This is a genomic window from Vibrio makurazakiensis (assembly GCF_050337375.1).
GTDB classification, from domain to species: domain Bacteria; phylum Pseudomonadota; class Gammaproteobacteria; order Enterobacterales; family Vibrionaceae; genus Vibrio; species Vibrio makurazakiensis.
Genome location: NZ_JAKJSW010000068.1, coordinates 1 through 19997 on the forward strand (window position 1 = coordinate 1; position 19997 = coordinate 19997).

Genomic DNA, 19997 nt, shown 5'->3' on the forward strand with positions numbered 1-19997 from the left:
TCATAACGAAGGTTCATGGTGGGTGCATTGGGATCAATGGCTACAAGGGTTTGAATCGGATGAAAAGAGAGAGCCGTTTAATCAGGGTTCTGAAATAAACCCTGTGATTGGTTCTGCTCCTGGTGATTATGTAAAACAGGTGTTGCCGATTGTAGAATAAGTGGTTTAGCCTAATTTGTTAAAAGTCAGTTTCGCTCTGTGCGTAGCTGGCTTTTTTGTTTGATTACCACTAGATATTAAGGAGTACAGTCAGGCTGTGTAGGAATACTAGTCAACGTGTGTTTTAAATTGGATTTTAACGAGTCGTATGATGTCACAATAATTTGTACGAAAGAGATAGCTATCACAGCAAATTTTCGAAAAAGTTAACAATTTGGTAACTCATGGTATATTAGCCCAAATTTGTTTAAGGAGCTTAGGGATGAAGCTTTCGATATCCAGTAAGTTACAGTTAAGTTTTCTGTTACTTGTCGTACTATTTATCGTTTCTGCTAGTTTTACTTATCGTAGTGTTACGACCGTTGAACAGCATACAGAATCATTACTGAACACGGATTTGCCAACGGTGGAAACCAGCCGAACGATTGGTCAATCAGTGCAAGCCAGTTTATCGACCATTCGTGCATATATGCTGCTTGGTAATGATGAAACACTTGGTCAGCAACAGCTTTCGACGTTATCGTCGATCTCTGAGAATACTCTAAATACTTTGCCTATTTTGGAACAACATTTGTCGGCAGAGCGTTATCAACAAATCTTGCTTGAATGGCAAGATTTCGAACAATCACTTAGTACACTAAGTGAACTCGCACATAGCGATGAAAACCTTCCAGCACATAATCTTTTTATTAATGAAGCCGCTCCAATTGCGGAGGTTGCACTGGACCAAATTCAAGGTCTTATTAACGATGAGGCTTCTAATCAAGACGGTGGGGAAAGAAAGCGTCTATTCCGTTTGTATGCCGATAGCTATACTTCCTTAGCCAATGCATTAGCCGCCATGCGTGATTTTTTGATCTATGGTCACGAGGATTATCTCGATAAATACGCAGATTTCATAAAGGCCCATAATAAGTCTGTGTCGGAAATCGACAGTAAAGTTGAATTACTTTCTAGAAGCGACAAAGGCCTGTGGGATTTGTTCAAGGAAATGCAGCAACTTTATTTTCCACTTGCGGAGCAGGTGATTGCGTTAAGGCAGTCGTCCGACTGGAATAAAGCCAACGCTTATATGTCTGATATTGTGCTTCCAAGTGCGAATAAATTGGAAGTTAGCCTAGATAAAATCGTGTCTGACCAACAAGCAATAGCGGATAAAAGTGGACTAGGTATTCAGAAAAATGTTGAGCAGGTCAGCACGCTATTGATCGCGGCTGCGGTTATCGTCTCTCTTATTGCTGTACTCATTGCTCGCTTTTTGGGGCGCAGTATTGGTATGCGTGTATCAAGTATTGCTCAACGTGCTGAATTAATCGCGCAAGGTGATGTATCGCAATCAAACTTGAAGGTCGTAGGCCAAGATGAACTGACGACTTTGACTGTCTCTATCAATCAAATGAACGATTCATTGCGTGATATCGTGAAAGGGGTAACGGGTAAGGCTGGTCAGGTTGACTCAAGCATGTCTGAGTTACTTCAATGTAATAGAGAAACTCTGAATCAAGTTGAAAATCAAAAGCTAAATATTGATCGTATGAGCCAAGAGATAGGCGAAGTTTCATTGTCAGCCAATAACACCTCAATGCTGGCTCAAGAATCGGTTCAATCACTGTCTAACTCACAACAAGAGTTAAGCGAGGGGACTTCTTCACTAGAAAGTAATCGAAACGTCGCGATTAAACTTGATGAAACCATCGATAAAGCGAACCGTCTTGTACTTGAACTCAGTAAAGAGAGCGAAGCGATTGGGCGAGTAACGGAAGTTATTGAAGGCTTAGCTGAGCAAACTAATTTACTTGCGTTAAACGCAGCCATTGAAGCAGCACGTGCTGGTGAGTATGGCCGCGGATTTGCAGTAGTGGCAGATGAGGTAAGGATGCTTGCAACGCGTACCACTGAATCAACTACTGAGATTAATAGCATTGTAAATGCGATTCAAACATCGACGTCGTCGGTTGTGAAAGAAATCGAGTTGAGCCAAGGGCTAGCTAAAGAAGGGTCAACCCATACCGAGCAAGCAGTAGAAAAGCTGAACTCGACAATTGGGTTAATCACGAGTCTAAACGATCAAATGCTAAACTTGGCGTCTGCTGCAGAACAGCAATCTACGGCTACGTCAGCCATTACTGAGCTGGTGGACGGTGTTACACATTCAGTTGAAGGAGTGTCGTCCATCTGTTTGAAATCGGATGTCACTACTAATCAAGTTCGAGATCAGGTGACGGAGTTAAATCAAGAAATGAATAAGTTTAAACTGTCGTAGGCTTAGAATTGTTCTGTTAAAAGATTGAATGTGAAAGGGCTTAATGCATCACTTAACTGTATGTTTAGGCTCTTTTTCTTGATGGGCACCTCATTATTTTCAAACCAATTGTAACCAAAGCAAGTTAAACGTAAATGTTGGTAAACCTCCTCCTTTTTTAATGATAGGGCTATATATACTAGGTATATGATTACTTAGGAAACCCCTCTCATGACCATGTCTTTAAAGATTCCATTAGTGCTTATCAGTTCTCTATCATTCATATCTAGCGCTTTTGCTGTTCCTACCATTGTTCCTGATGCACCGACGTTAGGTGCTAAAGGTTATGTACTCATTGATTTTAATTCTGGCGAAGTCATTGTTGAAAAAAACGCGAACGAGCCACTAAACCCAGCAAGTCTTACCAAGCTTATGACCAGCTATGTTGCTGGGCAAGAAATGAAGCGCGGTAACATCTCAGACACGGATAAAGTCCGAATTAGCGAAAACGCTTGGGCAAAAAACTTCCCCGACTCGTCGAAAATGTTCATAGAAGTGGGCACCGACGTCAAAATGATGGATCTATATCGTGGTTTGATTATCCAATCTGGTAACGATGCAAGTGTTGCAATAGCCGAGCATGTGGCTGGCTCAGAAGATGCGTTTGTTGGGTTAATGAATTCGTGGGCTGCGAGCTTAAATCTGAACAATACYCAATTTGCCAATGCACATGGATTGGACTCGCAAGACCTTTATTCAACCCCTTACGATATTGCTTTGTTAGGTCAGGCGATTATTCGTGATTTACCAAATATTTATAGCTTGTACAGTGAGCGCTCGTTTACCTATAACGGGATCACCCAATATAACCGCAACGGTTTATTGAGAGATCGCAGTATGGATGTTGATGGAATGAAAACGGGCTATACATCTGGGGCGGGTTATAGCCTTGCTAGTTCTGCGACTCAGGGTGAGATGCGTTTAATCGCCGTAGTGATGGGTTCTAAGAGTACCAAGAGCCGTGAGTCTGAAAGTAAACAGCTACTGAGCTATGGCTTCCGATTTTTTGACACGGTAAAACCACATAGCAGTGGCGATGAAGTTGCGGTGGAGCGTATCTGGTTTGGAGAGCAAGACTCTATCAAGTTGGGAGTTGGGGAAGATGCTTACGTTACTCTACCGAAAAGTGATACTAAGAAATTGACTGCGTCTGTAGAGCTTAATTCTGATCTTAAAGCGCCAATAGCAGAAGGCGATATATTAGGTCTGGTGCATTACAGCGTTGATGGTGAAGATGTAAAAACTCAACCTCTAATAGCATTGGAGTCTATCGAGCAGGGCAGCTTGTTTAAGCGTTTGTTCGACACGGTAAAACTGTTTTTTGCAGGGCTGTTCTCTTAACGTCTTAAAGACATTCAATAAAAAGCCTATTAGCTAAAATAAAAGGCGAAGTCACCGACTTCGCCTTTGCTGTTTGTTCTTTGGGTTTGAACCCAAAAGCTAGAGTCGAAAWCTCAATCTAGACGGCAATTTCTCCACCATCGTTACGACGGATCACTACGGTTGCGGCTCTCGGTCTAATATTTACACCTGCTGGCGTCACTTGCGTCGCATCTTCACTATAAGGCCAGTTAGATGGGTGCTGAATGTTAACGAAGAGCGATTTGTAATCAGGACTGATAGTAAAGCCTGTAACTTCACAGCCATTTGGTCCGACAAAGAAGCGTTTAAGCTGAGCTTGGTTACCGGCATTGATAACATCACTTTCGCCATTCTCATCAATGATGGTCGATGGAACAACGGCCAGCATTTGGTCATTGGTGTAGCTAGTGACTTCGGAAGCACCATTATCGGTTTGAATCCAAAGAATACCACGGCCGTCGAAGGCCAACCCATCAGGGCTTGCGAATTGGTTCATGTCTGTTAGCCCTGAGCGGTTAATATCGCTACCGCCATTTTCAGGTGCACCAAATACAAAGATATCCCATTCGAAGTCTGTCGCTTCTTTACCTTCGTCCCAACGAATAACATGGCCAAACTTATTGTTAATACGAGGGTTAGAAGAGTTACCTTCTTTTCGTTTGGTATTATTGGTTAGTGTTAAGTAAGCAGTACCCGTAATCGGGTCGACAGAACACCACTCTGGGCGGTCCATAGGCGTTGCGCCTACAAGATCAGCAGCGCCAGCTGTATTTATGATGATGTCTGCAAGAGAATCAAAACTATCATCAAGCGTTGCGCCACTTGTTGTTTTGCTTTCTAGAGTTAATGGAAGCCAACTACCAGAACTGTCGTCATTGAACCTCGCTACATATAGCGTTCCTTTATCCATGTACTTATCACCTGTGCTGAGGCGATTACTTGGGTTTGCGTCAGCAGGATCCCATTTAGCTTCAGAAACGAACTTGTACAAATACTCAAATCGAGAATCATGACCAGAATAGAAAACGACAGGTTCACCTTCTGTTAACCGACCGAAAGTACAACCTTCATGGCGGAAGCGTCCTAGTGCAGTTCGTTTTTTTGCACGAGAGTGCTGCGTATATGGGTCAATTTCCACTATGTAACCGTGCCCGTTGGCTTCGTTACGATAGTCGTCTAGCGCACTAGTTCCGGTAGGAGTGACATCAAAACGTGCAAACTCATCTAAGCGCTCTTCTTTGCTTCCTGCGACAGTATCCCAGCCGTAACGTGTTGTAGTGGTAGAAACGCCAATACGTTTTTGGTCTTTACTCAATGTTCCTTTGTTAACAAAGTAACCTGGCCAATTTTCTTCACAGGTTAAGTAAGTTCCCCAAGGCGTAGAGCCATTACCACAGTTGTTTAATGTTCCACGCGCTTGGCTACCATCTTGCGAGAATTTAGTCTTAACTGATGCGTGATGAGCCAAAGGACCGGATATATCCATCACTGTTGCGCCTGTATAGCGTCTATTTAATGGATCGGTGTCAGAAAGCACCCAGCGGTTGGATTCTAGGGTTATACGCACAACGCTAACGCCGTGTGCGTTAATTTCTTTACGAACTTCATCGATAATAGTTCGGATGTTATTTTCAGATGTTGGCCCATTTGGATGCAAAGCATCGCTGTCGATGTATTCATGGTTAATGACGAGTAAACCGTCGGTTCCACTCGTATTAAGAGGAAAGAAATGCATTCCATCGTGATGCATGCCTAATGCATTAGCTTGATCTTCTGACGTATTTGAACCATCAGATTTCCAAGGGTTGGCAGATGCATTTAGAGGAGTTCCCCATGGCACGAGTACTTGAGCTGAGTAACCTTTGGGTACTACAACACCATCTGTAAGCGAACCCGCGACAGATTCGAAATTGAGCACGGCATTACTGCGTTGGTTTTTAAGAGGAGTCGCCATAGACGAGGCTGGAGATGAACTACAACCTGAAAGCCCAAAGGCACCAAACGCTGTCATAGCGCTTAACCCTAGGCCTCCTTTGAGCACTTTTCGGCGAGAAAGACTCGCTTCTAATACCTTTTCAAAAGGCTTATTTTTGCTTTTATTAAATAAAGTACCGTCAAAGGTTTCCTTGCTCATTTTATGTTCCTAATTTGTAATGGTTATTGGAAATTATTTGAGAGCAATCCTGATAGACAAGCATGACGTTTTATCGCAACTTTGGTTAAGCTTTTGTTTCTAAATTATTACCTTTCTGGAAAGTGTGAAATATTGCGATCAAAGCCTTTGGAAATGGCGTGTAACTGTGTATAAATAGCGTATTGAAACAATCAGAGAGAACATCATGAAACTTGAAAAGCTAGACAATAAAAATCGTCGTATTCGTAAAAAATTGTATTTAGGTGAATTTGCCATACTGGGTTTTGAAGTGAGCTGTGTAACGTCTATTAAAGACTTCGACAGCTATGATCTTTTTGTTGATGAGTTCATTGATTATATTGATAGCATTGACTTGTGCTTTGGCGGCGGTGGTCTTGAACTGTTTGAAGGTTTCTTATGCTCAACTGAACGCTACCGTTCTGTGACTGAAGAAGAAAAAGGTTTAGTTTCTGCTTGGTTAGAAAACCGTGCAGAGGTAAGTAAAGTAGAAACAAGTGAACTTGTGGATGCTAACTACGCATAAGACGTATTAAATATTAAAAAGGCTCTAGGTATTAAACTTAGAGCCTTTTTTGTTTAGAACGAGGTTGAATTGATAATCACAGTACTTATCGTAAATTGGCGTTCGTTATAAATATTGGTCGGTTATTTAAGCTTAGTGTAACCATATTCATCAATGAGGTTTTGACCTTCAATCGATGTAACAAACTTGATGAAATCAGAACTTTCCTTCGTTAGGTTATCTTTACGATGCAGTAGTAAAAAAGGACGAGAAAGTTCGTAACTACGGTTCGCTATATTTTTAGATGTTGGTTGAACGTCTTCAAAGCTGATGGCTTTGATAGAACGGTCTACGGATCCAACTGACACAAAACCTATAGCGTGAGGGTTATGGTTAACAATGGTTTTCACCATGCTGTTATTGTTTACGACCAGGTTGTTTGGGTTGATGTCTGATACTAAGCGGCCGTTGATAATTTTAGTTAAGCCCAATAGGCTCTCAAAGCTGTAACGAGAACCCGATGAAGCCTCACGAGTTACCACTGCAATTGGTTTATCTTCACCACCGATTTCTTTCCAGTTCGTTACTTTGCCTTTGTATATATTGAACAACTGTTCACGCGAAACGTTAGTCACACCGTTTGAACGGTTTACAACGACAGCCAATCCATCAAAAGCGATAGGGAAAACGCTTAGGTTTTCTCCTTGTTCACGTTCGGTCAGGTAGCGTGAACTCATACCTATGTCTGCCACTCCTTTATTCACTAGAGTAATACCAGCGGTAGAGCCTACCCCTTGTACTGCAATAAAGTTGTCAGGATGAGTCTTATTGTACTCTTCGGCTAATACGTCCATTACGCGAGCAACCGAAGTTGAACCCGAAATATTCGTTTCTTGAGCAAGTACCGTCGGCGCTGATAATGAAAGGGAAAGTAGAGAAGCAAGCGCGACTCGTAACATAGTGAACTCCATATTTAGTATGATTTTCGCTTATGATATGACTTATTGATGACAGTTTTGTGAAACCCCAGAAGAGGGAGTAAAGCAATAAATTAAACCGAACATGCACAGTGGATCTATCGGTAAGACTCTTCTAAGCTCATGGAGAGTACATCTACTTTTCACTATTTCACCCCATTAGCAGAGTCATTTTATGAGATTTTTATGTCAGTGATTCATATGGAAGTCAGTAGGCTGTTGATCAGCGCTAAGCGCTTATGCATGAACAGAAATGCCAACCTGCCTGTTGAATTAGGAAAGTCTATGTATGAACCCTGCGAGAATGGAGTCACCTTTTCTAAAGCTCACTATTTATTGGATTCGAGTCACTCAGAATACATAAGTAGCGTTGCGAAGGTGACATTTGATGAAACGGTGTACCGATGGTTAGTGTTTATACCTTGTGACGAAGAACAAGACATTAATTGGATGCCTTATCCATTCCTTCCTTCAACCGAAAACCTGAATACGATATTACGAGAAATCGAAAAGGATCCTAAATCCTACTTTTGGTCGTAGCAGAAGCGCGAAGCTGTGGCAAACCCCCTTTCTATTCGGTAGCGCCGAAAAGAACCACTCCGCTATATAATTAGACTTCGATGAAGTTAAGACGAAAGTCTTTTGGGGTCATTCCGTGTGTGTTTTTGAACGCAGTACTAAAGTGGGCAGCGCTTTTAAACCCAGCTTCGTAGGCGATTTGGGTAATGGAGTGAGTAGTTATACGTAACTGTGTAGCTGCGTAAGTAAGACGTTTCACTTTAAGTAAACTTGAAAAAGATAACTGTTCAGATGCTAAACGTCTTTTAAGAGTGGCTGACGACATGCCCATGTGCGCAGCAAGTGTATCCAAAGTGATATTGTGTTCTAGATTGTTGTCGATGTACGAAATCACTTTCTGAGACACAGTGAGTTGAGCCGCTTTAGCGATGACTGAGAGTATTGGAGGGTGTTTTTTTACCATTAACGCCAACATCGAAAGAGACAGGTGAGTCAGCAGGAAGTCATTCTGTTCTGGTTCACTAGCTAAGTCCAAAATCATATTTTTAATCTGGCATATGCGGGTGTCGTTTTGATCAAACTTCAGGTATCGATCTGGCGCTTTGGGAATGTCCGTATCGTCAAATTGGTTGCGATAGAACTGGAATATAGAAAGATCGAAGTCGATAGAAAGCGCTGTAAACGGGCCGTCTCCAGGTTCAATTTTGACGTTCGATATGTCACCTGTGCTATAAAGCGCAAACTCCCCCTTTGTTAAAAGTGCTTTTAACCCACTCGGTTTAGTAAACGATAGAGTACCGTTCGTCACGACAAAAATACCGTTCTTGGTCGCGGGGTAACGTTCTCTTTTTCGAGAGGAAAAAGCTGAAAAGTGCGTAACTTTGATAGCAGGCATAATTGACGTATTCATATCCTCAGCGGCAAATCAGTATTGCGCAATTATTATGTTTATATAGCATTTATTAAAAAGGCGCAGAAAGCGCCTTTTATATTTAGAAGTTATTGGCTAACCGAGTGCGTTWAGATTCTTTAACTTCTTCTGCAAAGACTTGAGTAGGCTTTGCGACTAAGTTACGACTTTCTTGATTCACTTCTGTAAGAACAATCTCTAAACAGTCACCAGTCTTATATACCAGTTCTTTATCAATACTAACAGTGCCTAGGTCACCATTGCATTCAATTCGTTCTTTATTATCAAGAATTAGAGAACCTGGAATAAAAGCAGCCGCTCCGTTTTCAAGTAAGCGTATACGCATACCTGCACGGTTAATATCGAAGATTTCGGCTTGGAAGCGAGTTTCCTCTGATGGTGCGTTTGCTAACGTGCGGGCATACAACCAGTTTGCGACGTTGCGTTCCGCCATGCCGTGGTATCTGCGGTGTAGAGCTAGTTCATCACCTACGGTTTCGTCAGGTGTTTGAACTGGCGTCTTTCCTAGCACATGCGCTTTCAACATACGGTGGTTAATCATGTCACCATATTTACGAATTGGAGAAGTCCAAGTCGCGTAGATGTCTAAACCCATAGCAAAATGCGGTAACGGTTGGTTGCTGATTTCACTGTAAGCTTGGTATTTACGAATACGGTTGTCGAAATAAGGCGTGTCTAAAGTGCCTAACCAACGACGTAAAGAAGCAAAACCTTCAAGAGAGCTGATCTGTTCTTCTGTATAAGGTGTTTCTGCTTCTGGATTTACCAGCTCAAGAACGTCCTTCAACTTTTCAGTTTTGAAACCTGCATGGCAGTTGAATACACCTTGGTCGAAAGTAGATTTTAAGATGCGACCTGCACAGATGTTTGCACTGATCATCGCTTCTTCAACCAGCTTGTTTGCACTGCGACGCATGTCAGCATGAATAGCGACAACATCATTGTCTTCGCTTAACTCAAATCGGTAGTCAGGGCGGTCTGGGAATACAACTGCATTAGCCTGACGCCATTGAGAGCGAGCYTGTGCAAACTCATGTAGATTACTAACAACGCCTGCGATTTCTTCGGTTGGTTGCCATTGCTCTGAAGCACCGGTTTCCAGCCAATCAGAAACATGGCTGTAAGCTAAGCGGGCGTGTGATTTGATGTTTGCAGCGAAGAAATTAATATCGTCATTAATTACACCGTCTTTTGTTACTGTGACAGTACAGCAAAGAGCAGGGCGTAATTCATTTTCAATCAATGAACATAAGTTGTCTGCAAGGTCTCGCGGTAACATTGGAATATTACGACCTGGAAGGTAAATCGTGAAGCCACGCTCGCGAGCTACTTTGTCCATCGCATCATCAGGAGAGATGTACGCTGTCGGGTCTGCAATCGCGATAGTCAGTTCAAAATCGCCATTCTCTTTTTTTGTTGCGTATAACGCATCATCCATATCTTTTGTGCTTTCGCCATCGATAGTCACAAAAGGGATGTGGGTCATGTCTACACGTTCAAGATCTGCGTCGYCGTTGATTTGCCAATCATCGATACCAGCTGGCTCCTTATTCGGTAGATCGTTTTGAGCTAGTGTTACCCACCAAGGTGCAATCTTGTCATCAGCATCAGTGATTTTTTCAGAAATCTCAGCAAGGAAACCGTTGTCACCTTTTAAAGGGTGTTGAACGATGTGTGCTACAACCCAATCGCCTTCGTTTAGCGTTTCAGGGTTTACGCCTTTTTTCGCTTTGGCTTTTAACTGAAGCTTTTTAAGCGCGGGATGATCAGGAATAACGTTCAAGCGACCTTTAAATAGCTTAACTCTTGCAATGAAGCGAGTAAGACCTTGTTCGATAAGTTCCTCTGGCTCAGCAACTTCCTTTTCTTTTTCGGTACGGATAATAGCAACCACTTTATCGCCATGTACGCATTTCTTCATATACGGTGGCGGGATAAAGAAGCTTGTTTTGCTATCGACTTCCAAAAAGCCGAAACCTTTTTCAGTCGCTTTGATTATGCCTTCCTTTTTAGGGAGGGTTTCTTGGATTTGTTGCTTAAGCTGTGCGAGTAACGGATTATCTTGAAACATCTTACTTTTTTCGTCGAGAACAATTGGGCACACTATAATCATTGCGGAACATGATTACTAGCCAAAGCAAAGCGGAAGCACTTAGAAATTGTTTTCTATAAAATGAGATAATGCGGATTGGTGGGATAACGATCAAAAATTGTCGATATGGTGCTCACATTCTTCTTTATTAAGAAAAATATGTGATGTATTTCAATTTTTTCTGGCTTTTTTTATGCATTTAGGGAATAATCCGCCTCCCTTAGACGTCCCTAACGGCTTGATGCGTTTTACTACTGCTTCGCAACTGAACGGAATCAGTATCTGATTGGATCAGTATTGGAATTGGTAGAGCTTCCGGGACCTTTTGTTTACTTATATATAGTGGGATCCCAATGTCCGAATCTGTAATTCAATTTAATGAATTAGCCCTAAACGATAACATTCTTTCAGCTCTTGATAGCATGGGTTTCGTTTCTCCAACTCCAATCCAAGCAGCAGCAATTCCTCTTCTTCTTGAAGGCCGTGACGCACTAGGTAAAGCACAGACAGGTACTGGTAAAACAGCTGCATTCTCTCTGCCTCTGCTTAACAAAATCAACCTGAACCAACACAAACCACAAGCAATCATCATGGCTCCTACTCGTGAGCTAGCGATTCAAGTTGCTGCGGAAATCAAAAACCTTGGCCGTGATATCAAAGGTCTTAAGGTTCTTGAAATCTACGGTGGTGCTTCAATCGTTGACCAAATGCGCGCTCTAAGCCGCGGTGCTCACATTGTTGTTGGTACTCCTGGTCGTGTTAAAGACTTACTTACTCGTGACCGTCTACACCTAGATGAAGCACACACATTTGTTCTTGATGAAGCAGATGAAATGCTAAAAATGGGTTTCGTAGATGACGTTACTTGGATCCTAGAGCAAGCTCCAGAATCTGCACAACGTGTACTTTTCTCTGCAACTATGCCTCCGATGGTTAAGACTATTGTTGACCGTTACCTACGTAACCCTGCAAAAGTTGACGTTGCTGGTACTAACCACACAGTTGACAAAGTAGCGCAGAACTTCTGGGTTGTTAAAGGCGTAGAAAAAGACGAAGCAATGTCTCGTCTTCTTGAAACTGAAGAAACTGACGCGTCAATCGTATTCGTACGTACTCGTCAAGATACTGAGCGTCTAGCTGATTGGCTATCTGCACGTGGCTTCAAAGCTGCTGCACTGCACGGTGATATTCCTCAGTCTCTACGTGAGCGCACTGTTGATCACATCAAACAAGGTGTTATCGATATCCTAGTTGCAACTGACGTTGTAGCACGTGGTCTTGATGTTCCACGTATCACTCACGTATTTAACTACGACATCCCATTCGATGTTGAATCTTACATCCACCGTATTGGTCGTACTGGCCGTGCTGGACGTAAAGGTAAAGCGATCCTACTAGTTCGCACTAACCAAATCCGTATGCTTCGCACTATCGAGCGCGTAACTAAGTCTCAAATGGAAGAAATTCAACTTCCTCTACGTGACCAAGTTGCAGCTGCACGTGTTGCTAAGCTAGGTGCTGAGCTTGAAACTGAGAAAGAGAGCAAAGCTCTAGAAAACTTCGCAGGTTTAATCTCTACACTACAAGAATCTCTAGAAGTAGATGCTGCTACTCTAGCTGCTATGCTTCTTAAGCGTCAGCAAGGTAAGAGCCCTCTATTCTACGTTGGCGAAGACCCAATGATTGCTGCTATCGAGCGCGATAAGAACCGTCGTAAAGAGCGTCGTGAAGATCGTGACAATGGCCGTGATGGTGGTGGTCGTAACTTCAATACTCAAGATTGGGATACATACCAACTACAAGTTGGTCGTGAGCAAGGCGTTCAGGTTAAAGACATCGTTGGCGCACTAGCAAACGAACTAGGCCTAACTAAAGGCTCTATCGGTGCTATCAAGCTTGACCAAGGTTCTACTTACGTTCAACTGCCAAAAGCAATGAACTCTGAAACTGCTGGTAAGCTAAGCAAACTTCGCATTCGTCAAAAAGAAGCTGGCGCTGTAGTTGTTGATTTCAACGACTTCCGTGAGCCTCGTCGTGGCGGCGGCGGTCGTGATGGCAACCGTGGCGGCGGTCGTGGCGGTCGTGATGGTGGCGGCTACCGTGGTAACCGTGAAGGCGGCAACCGCGAAGGTGGTAACCGTGAAGGCGGTCGTGGTGGATACCGTGGCAACCGTGACGGAAACCGCGATGGCAACCGTGAAGGCGGCCGTGATGGCGAGCGTCGTTTCGACCGTAACCGTGGTGGCGATCACCGTGGTAACCACCGTGGCGAACGTGGCCATGGTAACGGCAACAACGGTGGCAATGCTGGACGTCCACGTCGTAGCGACCGTAACGAAGGCTAATCATTAAGATTACCGAATGAAATAAATAAGAAGCCGAGCATTTAGCTCGGCTTTTTTTCGTTTGAACAAAATTGCCATTAAATACATTGGCACTCCTAAGTCGATAAAATAGATTCATCTGTAAGAAGTAAGAAGTAAGAAGTAAGAAGTAAGAAGTAAGAAGTAAGAAGTAAGAAGTAAGAAGTAAGAAGTAAGAAGTAAGAAGTAAGAAGTAAGAAGTAAGAAGTAGTAATTGGTAGCTGCAACAGCAAGGCGGTTAAGCTATTAAGGCTGCGTTTTGTGTTGCCTGCTTATGTCCCTTGCCGTATCCCTCACGTGGGCTTTAAGGTGATGTTCACCATATAGTTATTGCACACACATAGAGTAGAGGGAGGGGAGATGCTCAAAGGAGAGGTAATAAAAAACCTAGCCTCACTCTGCAATGAGAATGAAGACTAGGCTTGCTGTTAATCTTTTTGTGGTTGTTACTCGTTAAGAGTGACTTGGTAACGTTTAAGCTGTCCTAATAAAGTCGAGTCTAAACTACTATTAAACTACGCAGCCATTGGTACTAGAACGAGAGTACCGAAGATCACCGTAATTAAACCACAAATTACAGGCACTGATGTACGCTTCACGACTTCAAATGGACTGATTTTACCCATGCCAGATGTCGCGACAACTACACCAGATACTGGAGAAATTGTACGACCAAGGTTTGAAGCTTGAAGCATAGGAATGATTAGGAACGCAGGGTTTAGTCCCATCTTTGCAGCAAGAGAAGGAGCTAGCTCAACGAAGGCGTAGAAAGGAGCATTACCCGAACCAGTCGCAATCGCTGCTGCTACCGTTAGACCCGTTAGGATTAACATTAGTGCGATACCACCAGCGCCAGCAGCTTCTGCAAGGCCAATTAGGTTATCGATAGCACCGATAGACATTAAGCCTTGAGCAAAGACACCTGCCGCAACTAACAGCATTACCACGCCTTTAAACGCGTCAGCCATACCTTGATAACAAGAATCTAAATCTTCTAAAGTTTTCTCACCGTCAAATTTCTTAACGATATAGTCAACAGCAGCTCCTAAAAAGATAGATCCGACTACAATCGTGTAAATATCTAACTGAAGACCAGGAATCGTGCGACCGTTAAACAGGAAAACACCGAAGATAGGAAGGAAAGGAAGTGCTGCGTAGAAAGCAGGTGCATTTGCCTCAATTTCCGACACATCAATTTTTTCCATCGGTGTATTGTCTTTCTTATCTAGATATTTATTCCAGAAGAAAGCTGCCCCAGCCATTACGATGATCGCACAAATTGAAACTGGTAAAACGGTTTGAACTGCAAATACATCTAACGCTAAACCTGATTTCTCGGCAGCGATAACAACGTCACCTGAAGTCGGTGAAAGAATAATAGCAGCTGGTGAAGCGCACACTGCAACCGCAGCAGGACGTGAAATACCCATAGCAGTCATCATAGGGAATAGGGTTGCCATTAGTAGTACGCCTAAGCCTGTAGCTGAGCTAACTGCCAGCGACATTAGACATGCAACAATGTATGCAGCAACAAGAAGAACGTAAGGCGATTTAATAACGGATAATGGTTTAGAAAACTGTTTAACAACGACGTTATTAGCACCGATATGCGTCATGTATGAAGCAAAACCACATAGAAGCATGATTTGCATACCTAAGCCGCCACCACGGTACTGGAGCATGTATTTAACAAACTCTAAAGAGTCGGTCACCATATTACCGGTAGAAGCAACTTTAGCGGGTAGTACCGTGTGACCAATAAGACCTGTAATTAAAAGTAATGCAAGACCAGCAGTAAGCAATACGCCGGCAGCTTTGTATCCTTTCACAATGAAGTAACCGACAGCAATCGTGACTACTAAACCGATTAAGAGCTCTAACATAGACATCCCCATTAAGTTAGAAATTTAAGAAAGTGTTTCAGAATATGTCATTTAATGTACAGAAAAGCGTTCTGTAGCACGACTCCAAACTGGACTTCTCATGATCTAAAGCAACGAATTAAATTGTTATTAAATTTGGTAATAGAGATTGTTTTAGAGATGTTGTGCTGCTGTTAATTTCAACTTTTAGTCTGACTGGAATTTATGACTAGGAAAAGATCGCATTAGATAGGAGGATGAAGGGCAATAAACTGGATAAGAGGTGAAAGCTCTTAAATCATAAGGCAAAGCGCCAAAACAGGACTTAAACGGATACATTTGACGGGGTTGGAGGGCTAACAACTTGATCTTGATGGATGGCATCGCGCCCCGCGTGTTTGGCTTCATACAGTGCGACATCAGCGCGTTTAAACCACTGCTCTATATCTTGCTCTGCAATCGATTCAGCAATACCTATGCTTAATGTCACTTTTGCTTGTTGTGGGTACTGCTGAGTACGAACCTTATGAGCAATACTGGACACTATTTGATGGGCTTTTTCTTTTGGGGTGTTATTGAAGAGTAGTAAGAACTCATCTCCACCTAATCGAAACAGTAAATCCCGTTGTCTTGAGTTTTGATTGATGAGCTCGACGACGATCTTTATGATCTCATCACCCACATCATGCCCGTATTGATCATTCACTTGTTTGAAATGGTCAATATCAATTATCGCCATTGATCCAACTGTCCCTAACTCATTACCCCGAGAGGCATCTTCAAGATAATCGTCAAGTTGATGCCGGTTTAATGCACCTGTGAGTGAATCGCGGGTAGATAAGTAACGTAAGTCATGCTGAAGCCTTCTAACGGCTTCTATTGCGAAGTGGGAGATTGTCGCGCAACACAGAAGGGCGATCCCAAAGCGAAGTGTCACAATGGATTCCTGATGCTGAAATGCAGCTACACAAGTACCAACGATAATAAAACTATTAATCACCAAAGCTGATTTCCGAGGAATAATAAATACCACGGCAGTAATAATGGGGAATGTCCAATAGGTGGCTAACGTTCCGAACGTATGCACGCTAACAACAATCGATACCGCGAGTAGGCCGAGGGGAACAAAGTAGCCGAGTATGGGCTTTTGCTTATATAAAATACCATAGACCTCAATCATTAAACTGATCTCAAAGGTAAGCAATAAGGTCRCGAGCGCTGTTTCTTCGATGTAGTAATTTTTGATGATGAGGGGAAGCATGGTGAGCAATGTCACTACAACGATAAACTTTAATACTCGCCTATGGTTGTGAAGGTCAAAAATACCATCGTAACCGCTTTCAAAGATGAACCTGGATCGTTCCATACGTACTCCTCAGTTACACCCTAGATAAAGTTGACGAGATAGCAATGAACTAAACAGCGTCAAGCTAGTACATATGCCAGTATTTGCATTGATATTTATCTGATTTTAATCGCAATACTATTAAAAACTATGACTAAAGAATGAGAAGTGCAAATTTTACGAAGTAGGCGTTTGGTCTTGATCACAATGAAGGTGATTGGGGGGCTGTTGTTGGTGGCGACTAGCTGTTTACTGAGCGGGAAAAGAAAAGTGCCACCCGATGGGTAGCACTTCTTACGATAACTATGTTAAGAATATTGAGTCACAGTTTGTCGCCAAATCATTTGCTGATGTTCTAGATCAGATTTGATTTTTTCATAGCGAAGCTTCAAAACGGAGTGCTCATATTTCTTCACTACGTTTTCTTTCTTGCTTTCTAGAAGCTGTTTTTTCACTTCATAGTATTCATTCATACTGTTTACTAAAGCGTCGAAGTCAGCTTGTAAGCGTTCAGCAACTTGCTGTCTATCTGGCAAATGACTGATCTTATTTTGCGTGCGCTTTAACATCATAGCAGCACGAGCTTTATCAATACGTACTTGTGGTGTTTGTCGTAGCTTAGAAGCTAAGCCCACCATTGATGACGCTTTAATGATCCATTTAGTTGGATCGTACTGCCACCAATAAATGCCGTTACGATAATCATTTTCAAAAATGTGGTGAAAATTATGGTAACCCTCACCAAAGGTCAGGAAAGCAAGCACGCCGTTGTCACGAGCTGTATTTTTATCAGTGAAAGGCTGTGAACCCCAGATATGAGCTAAAGAATTAATAAAGAAAGTCGTATGATGGTTCAGAACCAAACGCACAGCGCCTACGATTAGCAGCATGCCTACAACATCGCCATAAATAACGCCTAATAGCATAGGAACGCCAATGTTCATTAGAAGCGCAAGTTGGATGTAATACTTGTGCTGCCACATTAGAATTTTGTCTTTTTTCAAATCACGACAGTTAGAGTAATCGTCGTATGTCTCTCTATTGTAGTGACGAAGCATCCAACCTATGTGTGAATACCAAAAACCGCGCTTTGCTGAATAAGGGTCTTTGTCGTTGTTGTCGACATGCTTGTGGTGAACACGATGGTCAGAAGACCAGTGCAACGCACTATTTTGAAGGGCGAAAGCACCACCAAGAGCGAACAGAAAGCGTAGGCTAGCATGCGCTTCAAACGCTTTGTGTGACCAAAGTCTGTGGTAACCGGTTGTAATAGATAGGTTACAAAAGCAAAAACAGATCAGTAGCCAAAGCCAATGTTCTGCACCGTAACCGAAAAAGTAACCGTAGATTGGTGCTGCGACAGCTGCCAAAAGCATGCTAGAAGCAAAAATGAAGATGTTGAGCCATATTAATGGTGGCTTTTTTTCCTGCTGTTGAATGTCAGTAGTCATGACAAAAATCCTTTGAGCTTACAACTGTGCGCTAGAATATCAGCGTACAGGTGTAAGTCAATTATGAATATGTAAAATGTGATTAGTATGTTTTGCTTTAAATGTAGGACAGGGTAGTGTTAAATGTAGAGACAAGCGCCAAATGGAAGTAATAAGGGCTAATAAATGGAAATTAGAGTAGCGGAATATAAGGATTTTGAGCGGATTGCTCAATTACACGCTGATAGTTGGAAAAAGTATTATAAAGGGATTTTGGCTGACGATTACTTAGAAAATGAAGTCTATGATGACCGCTCGGTTATCTGGCAAACACGTCTTATCAATCCTCCTTTCAATCAACACGTATTGCTCCTTGAAGAAGGTGGCTTATTGATCGGCTTTGTATGTGCATTCGGCAATCATAATTTTGATCGCGGTACTTTTATCGATGCTTTGCATGTWGATGATAGTCACCGAGGCAGAGGTGCAGGAAGAGTATTACTTAGAGAGCTTTCTACGTGGCTAGAGCAATACTTTGGTGATTCAGGTCTTTACCTTGAAGTAATGTCTGCAAATACCCAAGCAATTGGTTTCTATTCCTCTATTGGTGGAAAAGAAGAAATTGAGCAAATTTGGGATGCTCCATGTGGAAGCAAAGTAAAAGAAAAAGTCTACTCGTGGAAATCCCCTAAAGAAATGGCACAACATACCCAGGAAGTGTCGTACTCTTAGTTTTAGTCATTGGGCTGAATCATCAGCTTAAAAACTAGAAAAGCACATGCTATCAGTTGATACATGTGCTTTTTCGTTTTGGTCTAACTTAATGGGGACTATTTAAGAGTGCCATGACGTTTGATTTCGTCCGTTCTCTTTCGAATGGTAAAGCGCTTGGTCAGCCTGTTCGATCAAAGTATCTAAAACAGACGATGTATGCGTGGAAAATGTAGCTCCAACAGAAAGGGTTATATCCGACTTTTGATTCGGTAGTTTAATCGTTTGTGTTGCTGAGAGAAAAGTATCACCAAGTTCAAGGCTTTGTTCCTGAGTTAAGCCTGCCGCTAATACTAAAAATTCTTCCCCTCCATAACGAATGCAGTGAGCGTTCGCGGGCGTTAACTGCATTAAGTTACTTGCCGTTTCTCTAAGTACTCTATCGCCAACGGTATGCCCATATGTATCGTTGACCGATTTAAAGAAATCGAGATCCAACATATAAATCGTGACTGATTCTTGCTGGTTAAGTTTTGGTTCTAATATCTGGTGTAAATAGAGTCGGTTAAAACATTGTGTCAGCGAATCCACATAAGACAGAGCTTTGAATTTTCGGGTTTGTTGGCGCAGTAATATCGCCTGTTTACGTAATTGCTGAGCTTGAATAAAGCGTTTATTGACTTCTAGATCTCGTCTAAAACAAGCAGCAACAATCAAAATAAAAGCGGATACGTGAATTGAAATGCTTTCAATCTCATGGTGAGGGTCAATATCGTATAAAAGTGGCGCTAGGCCAGCAATATAGCAGAGAAAAGCCACAATTAAGGAAGGCACACTGTAGCGCGCAGACATTCGGGAGAACGTTCCTATGTAAATCATGACGAGCAGTAACCCGCCTTGATAATCATAGTTCTGTAACCCAATTGCGAACTGACCAACGTAAACAAGAAACAATGACGCAACGATGAGTAAGCCTGACTCGAATGTTTGAAAGTAGCGAGGTCGGTACTGGAGGCAGTAATACGCACTGGCGATCATTCCTGCGCAGGTAACCATTCGTAATATGACGGGTAGGTAACTTGAGTCAGCAAAATGAATGATGTCGGTAATGACAAAGCCCATAAACATTACAATCGGAATATAGACAAATTTTGCGTAAGGCAAGTAGACTTGATTGTTAAAATAAGTCCGATATTTTAGCTGTTTAAAGCCCGAATAAGATCGCATGTTTTCGCTAGGTCACTCTAGTTCATATGAGTTACTAAAGTATGATAGGTATACTGTACT

At 42.4% G+C, this 19997-nt stretch carries 14 protein-coding genes; 6 read left to right on the forward strand and 8 right to left on the reverse strand.

What is annotated here, in order from left to right:
- Positions 1-421 precede the first annotated feature (421 nt).
- Together L4C33_RS09890 and L4C33_RS09895 are read left to right on the forward strand one after the other, a co-directional pair.
- Positions 422-2422, forward strand: coding sequence for a methyl-accepting chemotaxis protein (locus tag L4C33_RS09890; protein ID WP_428812275.1), 2001 nt, complete (start codon positions 422-424; stop codon positions 2420-2422).
- A gap of 216 nt (positions 2423-2638) precedes the next feature.
- The gene (locus L4C33_RS09895) at positions 2639-3802 is read left to right on the forward strand and encodes a serine hydrolase (RefSeq protein WP_489686433.1); all 1164 of its coding nucleotides are present in this window, start codon (positions 2639-2641) and stop codon (positions 3800-3802) included.
- 118 nt (positions 3803-3920) lie between these two features.
- On the opposite strand, the gene L4C33_RS09900 is transcribed toward L4C33_RS09895, so the two are convergent.
- The gene (locus tag L4C33_RS09900; protein WP_428812277.1) at positions 3921-5957 is read right to left on the reverse strand and encodes a PhoX family protein; all 2037 of its coding nucleotides are present in this window, start codon (positions 5955-5957) and stop codon (positions 3921-3923) included.
- A gap of 205 nt (positions 5958-6162) precedes the next feature.
- On the opposite strand from L4C33_RS09900, the gene L4C33_RS09905 reads away from it, so the two are divergent.
- Positions 6163-6501, forward strand: a complete 339-nt coding sequence (locus L4C33_RS09905; protein WP_428812278.1) for a YggL 50S ribosome-binding family protein — start codon at positions 6163-6165, stop codon at positions 6499-6501.
- 122 nt (positions 6502-6623) lie between these two features.
- Here L4C33_RS09905 and L4C33_RS09910 read toward each other — a convergent pair whose 3' ends face one another.
- Positions 6624-7439, reverse strand: coding sequence for a phosphate ABC transporter substrate-binding protein (locus L4C33_RS09910; RefSeq protein ID WP_428812279.1), 816 nt, complete (start codon positions 7437-7439; stop codon positions 6624-6626).
- Between the two features lie 204 nt (positions 7440-7643).
- Here L4C33_RS09910 and L4C33_RS09915 point away from each other — a divergent pair, with 204 nt between their 5' ends.
- Positions 7644-7997: a DUF3024 domain-containing protein gene (locus L4C33_RS09915; RefSeq protein ID WP_428812280.1), complete on the forward strand. Its 354-nt coding sequence runs from the start codon at positions 7644-7646 to the stop codon at positions 7995-7997.
- Between the two features lie 70 nt (positions 7998-8067).
- Here L4C33_RS09915 and L4C33_RS09920 read toward each other — a convergent pair whose 3' ends face one another.
- Positions 8068-8871, reverse strand: a complete 804-nt coding sequence (locus L4C33_RS09920; protein ID WP_428812287.1) for a helix-turn-helix transcriptional regulator — start codon at positions 8869-8871, stop codon at positions 8068-8070.
- Positions 8872-8968: 97 nt separating this feature from the next.
- On the reverse strand, positions 8969-10978 hold the full coding sequence (rnb, locus tag L4C33_RS09925) for an exoribonuclease II (protein WP_428812281.1): 2010 nt from the start codon (positions 10976-10978) through the stop codon (positions 8969-8971).
- Positions 10979-11352: 374 nt separating this feature from the next.
- On the opposite strand from rnb, the gene L4C33_RS09930 reads away from it, so the two are divergent.
- Positions 11353-13344 carry a DEAD/DEAH box helicase gene (locus tag L4C33_RS09930; protein ID WP_428812282.1) on the forward strand — a complete coding sequence of 664 codons (1992 nt, stop codon included), beginning with the start codon at positions 11353-11355 and terminating at the stop codon, positions 13342-13344.
- 533 nt (positions 13345-13877) lie between these two features.
- Here L4C33_RS09930 and dcuC read toward each other — a convergent pair.
- The 3 genes from dcuC to L4C33_RS09945 form a co-directional block, all read right to left on the reverse strand.
- Positions 13878-15245, reverse strand: a complete 1368-nt coding sequence (gene dcuC / locus L4C33_RS09935; protein ID WP_428812283.1) for an anaerobic C4-dicarboxylate transporter DcuC — start codon at positions 15243-15245, stop codon at positions 13878-13880.
- Positions 15246-15549: 304 nt separating this feature from the next.
- On the reverse strand, positions 15550-16590 hold the full coding sequence (locus L4C33_RS09940; protein WP_428812284.1) for a GGDEF domain-containing protein: 1041 nt from the start codon (positions 16588-16590) through the stop codon (positions 15550-15552).
- Between the two features lie 287 nt (positions 16591-16877).
- Positions 16878-18020 carry an acyl-CoA desaturase gene (locus tag L4C33_RS09945; protein WP_428812285.1) on the reverse strand — a complete coding sequence of 381 codons (1143 nt, stop codon included), beginning with the start codon at positions 18018-18020 and terminating at the stop codon, positions 16878-16880.
- Between the two features lie 165 nt (positions 18021-18185).
- Between L4C33_RS09945 and L4C33_RS09950 the strand changes: the two genes are divergently transcribed.
- Complete coding sequence (locus tag L4C33_RS09950) at positions 18186-18731, forward strand: GNAT family N-acetyltransferase (protein ID WP_428812286.1); 546 nt, start codon at positions 18186-18188, stop codon at positions 18729-18731.
- 102 nt (positions 18732-18833) lie between these two features.
- On the opposite strand, the gene L4C33_RS09955 is transcribed toward L4C33_RS09950, so the two are convergent.
- The gene (locus L4C33_RS09955; protein WP_428812288.1) at positions 18834-19874 is read right to left on the reverse strand and encodes a GGDEF domain-containing protein; all 1041 of its coding nucleotides are present in this window, start codon (positions 19872-19874) and stop codon (positions 18834-18836) included.
- Between the last annotated feature and the right edge of the window lie 123 nt (positions 19875-19997).

Coding starts and splice junctions, on each gene's coding strand:
- L4C33_RS09890 (WP_428812275.1), top strand. CDS start 422: ATGAAGCTTTCGATATCCAGTAAGTTACAGTTAAGTTTTCTGTTACTT.
- L4C33_RS09900 (WP_428812277.1), bottom strand. CDS start 5,957: ATGAGCAAGGAAACCTTTGACGGTACTTTATTTAATAAAAGCAAAAAT.
- L4C33_RS09905 (WP_428812278.1), top strand. CDS start 6,163: ATGAAACTTGAAAAGCTAGACAATAAAAATCGTCGTATTCGTAAAAAA.
- L4C33_RS09910 (WP_428812279.1), bottom strand. CDS start 7,439: ATGTTACGAGTCGCGCTTGCTTCTCTACTTTCCCTTTCATTATCAGCG.
- L4C33_RS09915 (WP_428812280.1), top strand. CDS start 7,644: ATGTCAGTGATTCATATGGAAGTCAGTAGGCTGTTGATCAGCGCTAAG.
- L4C33_RS09920 (WP_428812287.1), bottom strand. CDS start 8,871: ATGCCTGCTATCAAAGTTACGCACTTTTCAGCTTTTTCCTCTCGAAAA.
- L4C33_RS09930 (WP_428812282.1), top strand. CDS start 11,353: ATGTCCGAATCTGTAATTCAATTTAATGAATTAGCCCTAAACGATAAC.
- dcuC (WP_428812283.1), bottom strand. CDS start 15,245: ATGTTAGAGCTCTTAATCGGTTTAGTAGTCACGATTGCTGTCGGTTAC.
- L4C33_RS09945 (WP_428812285.1), bottom strand. CDS start 18,020: ATGACTACTGACATTCAACAGCAGGAAAAAAAGCCACCATTAATATGG.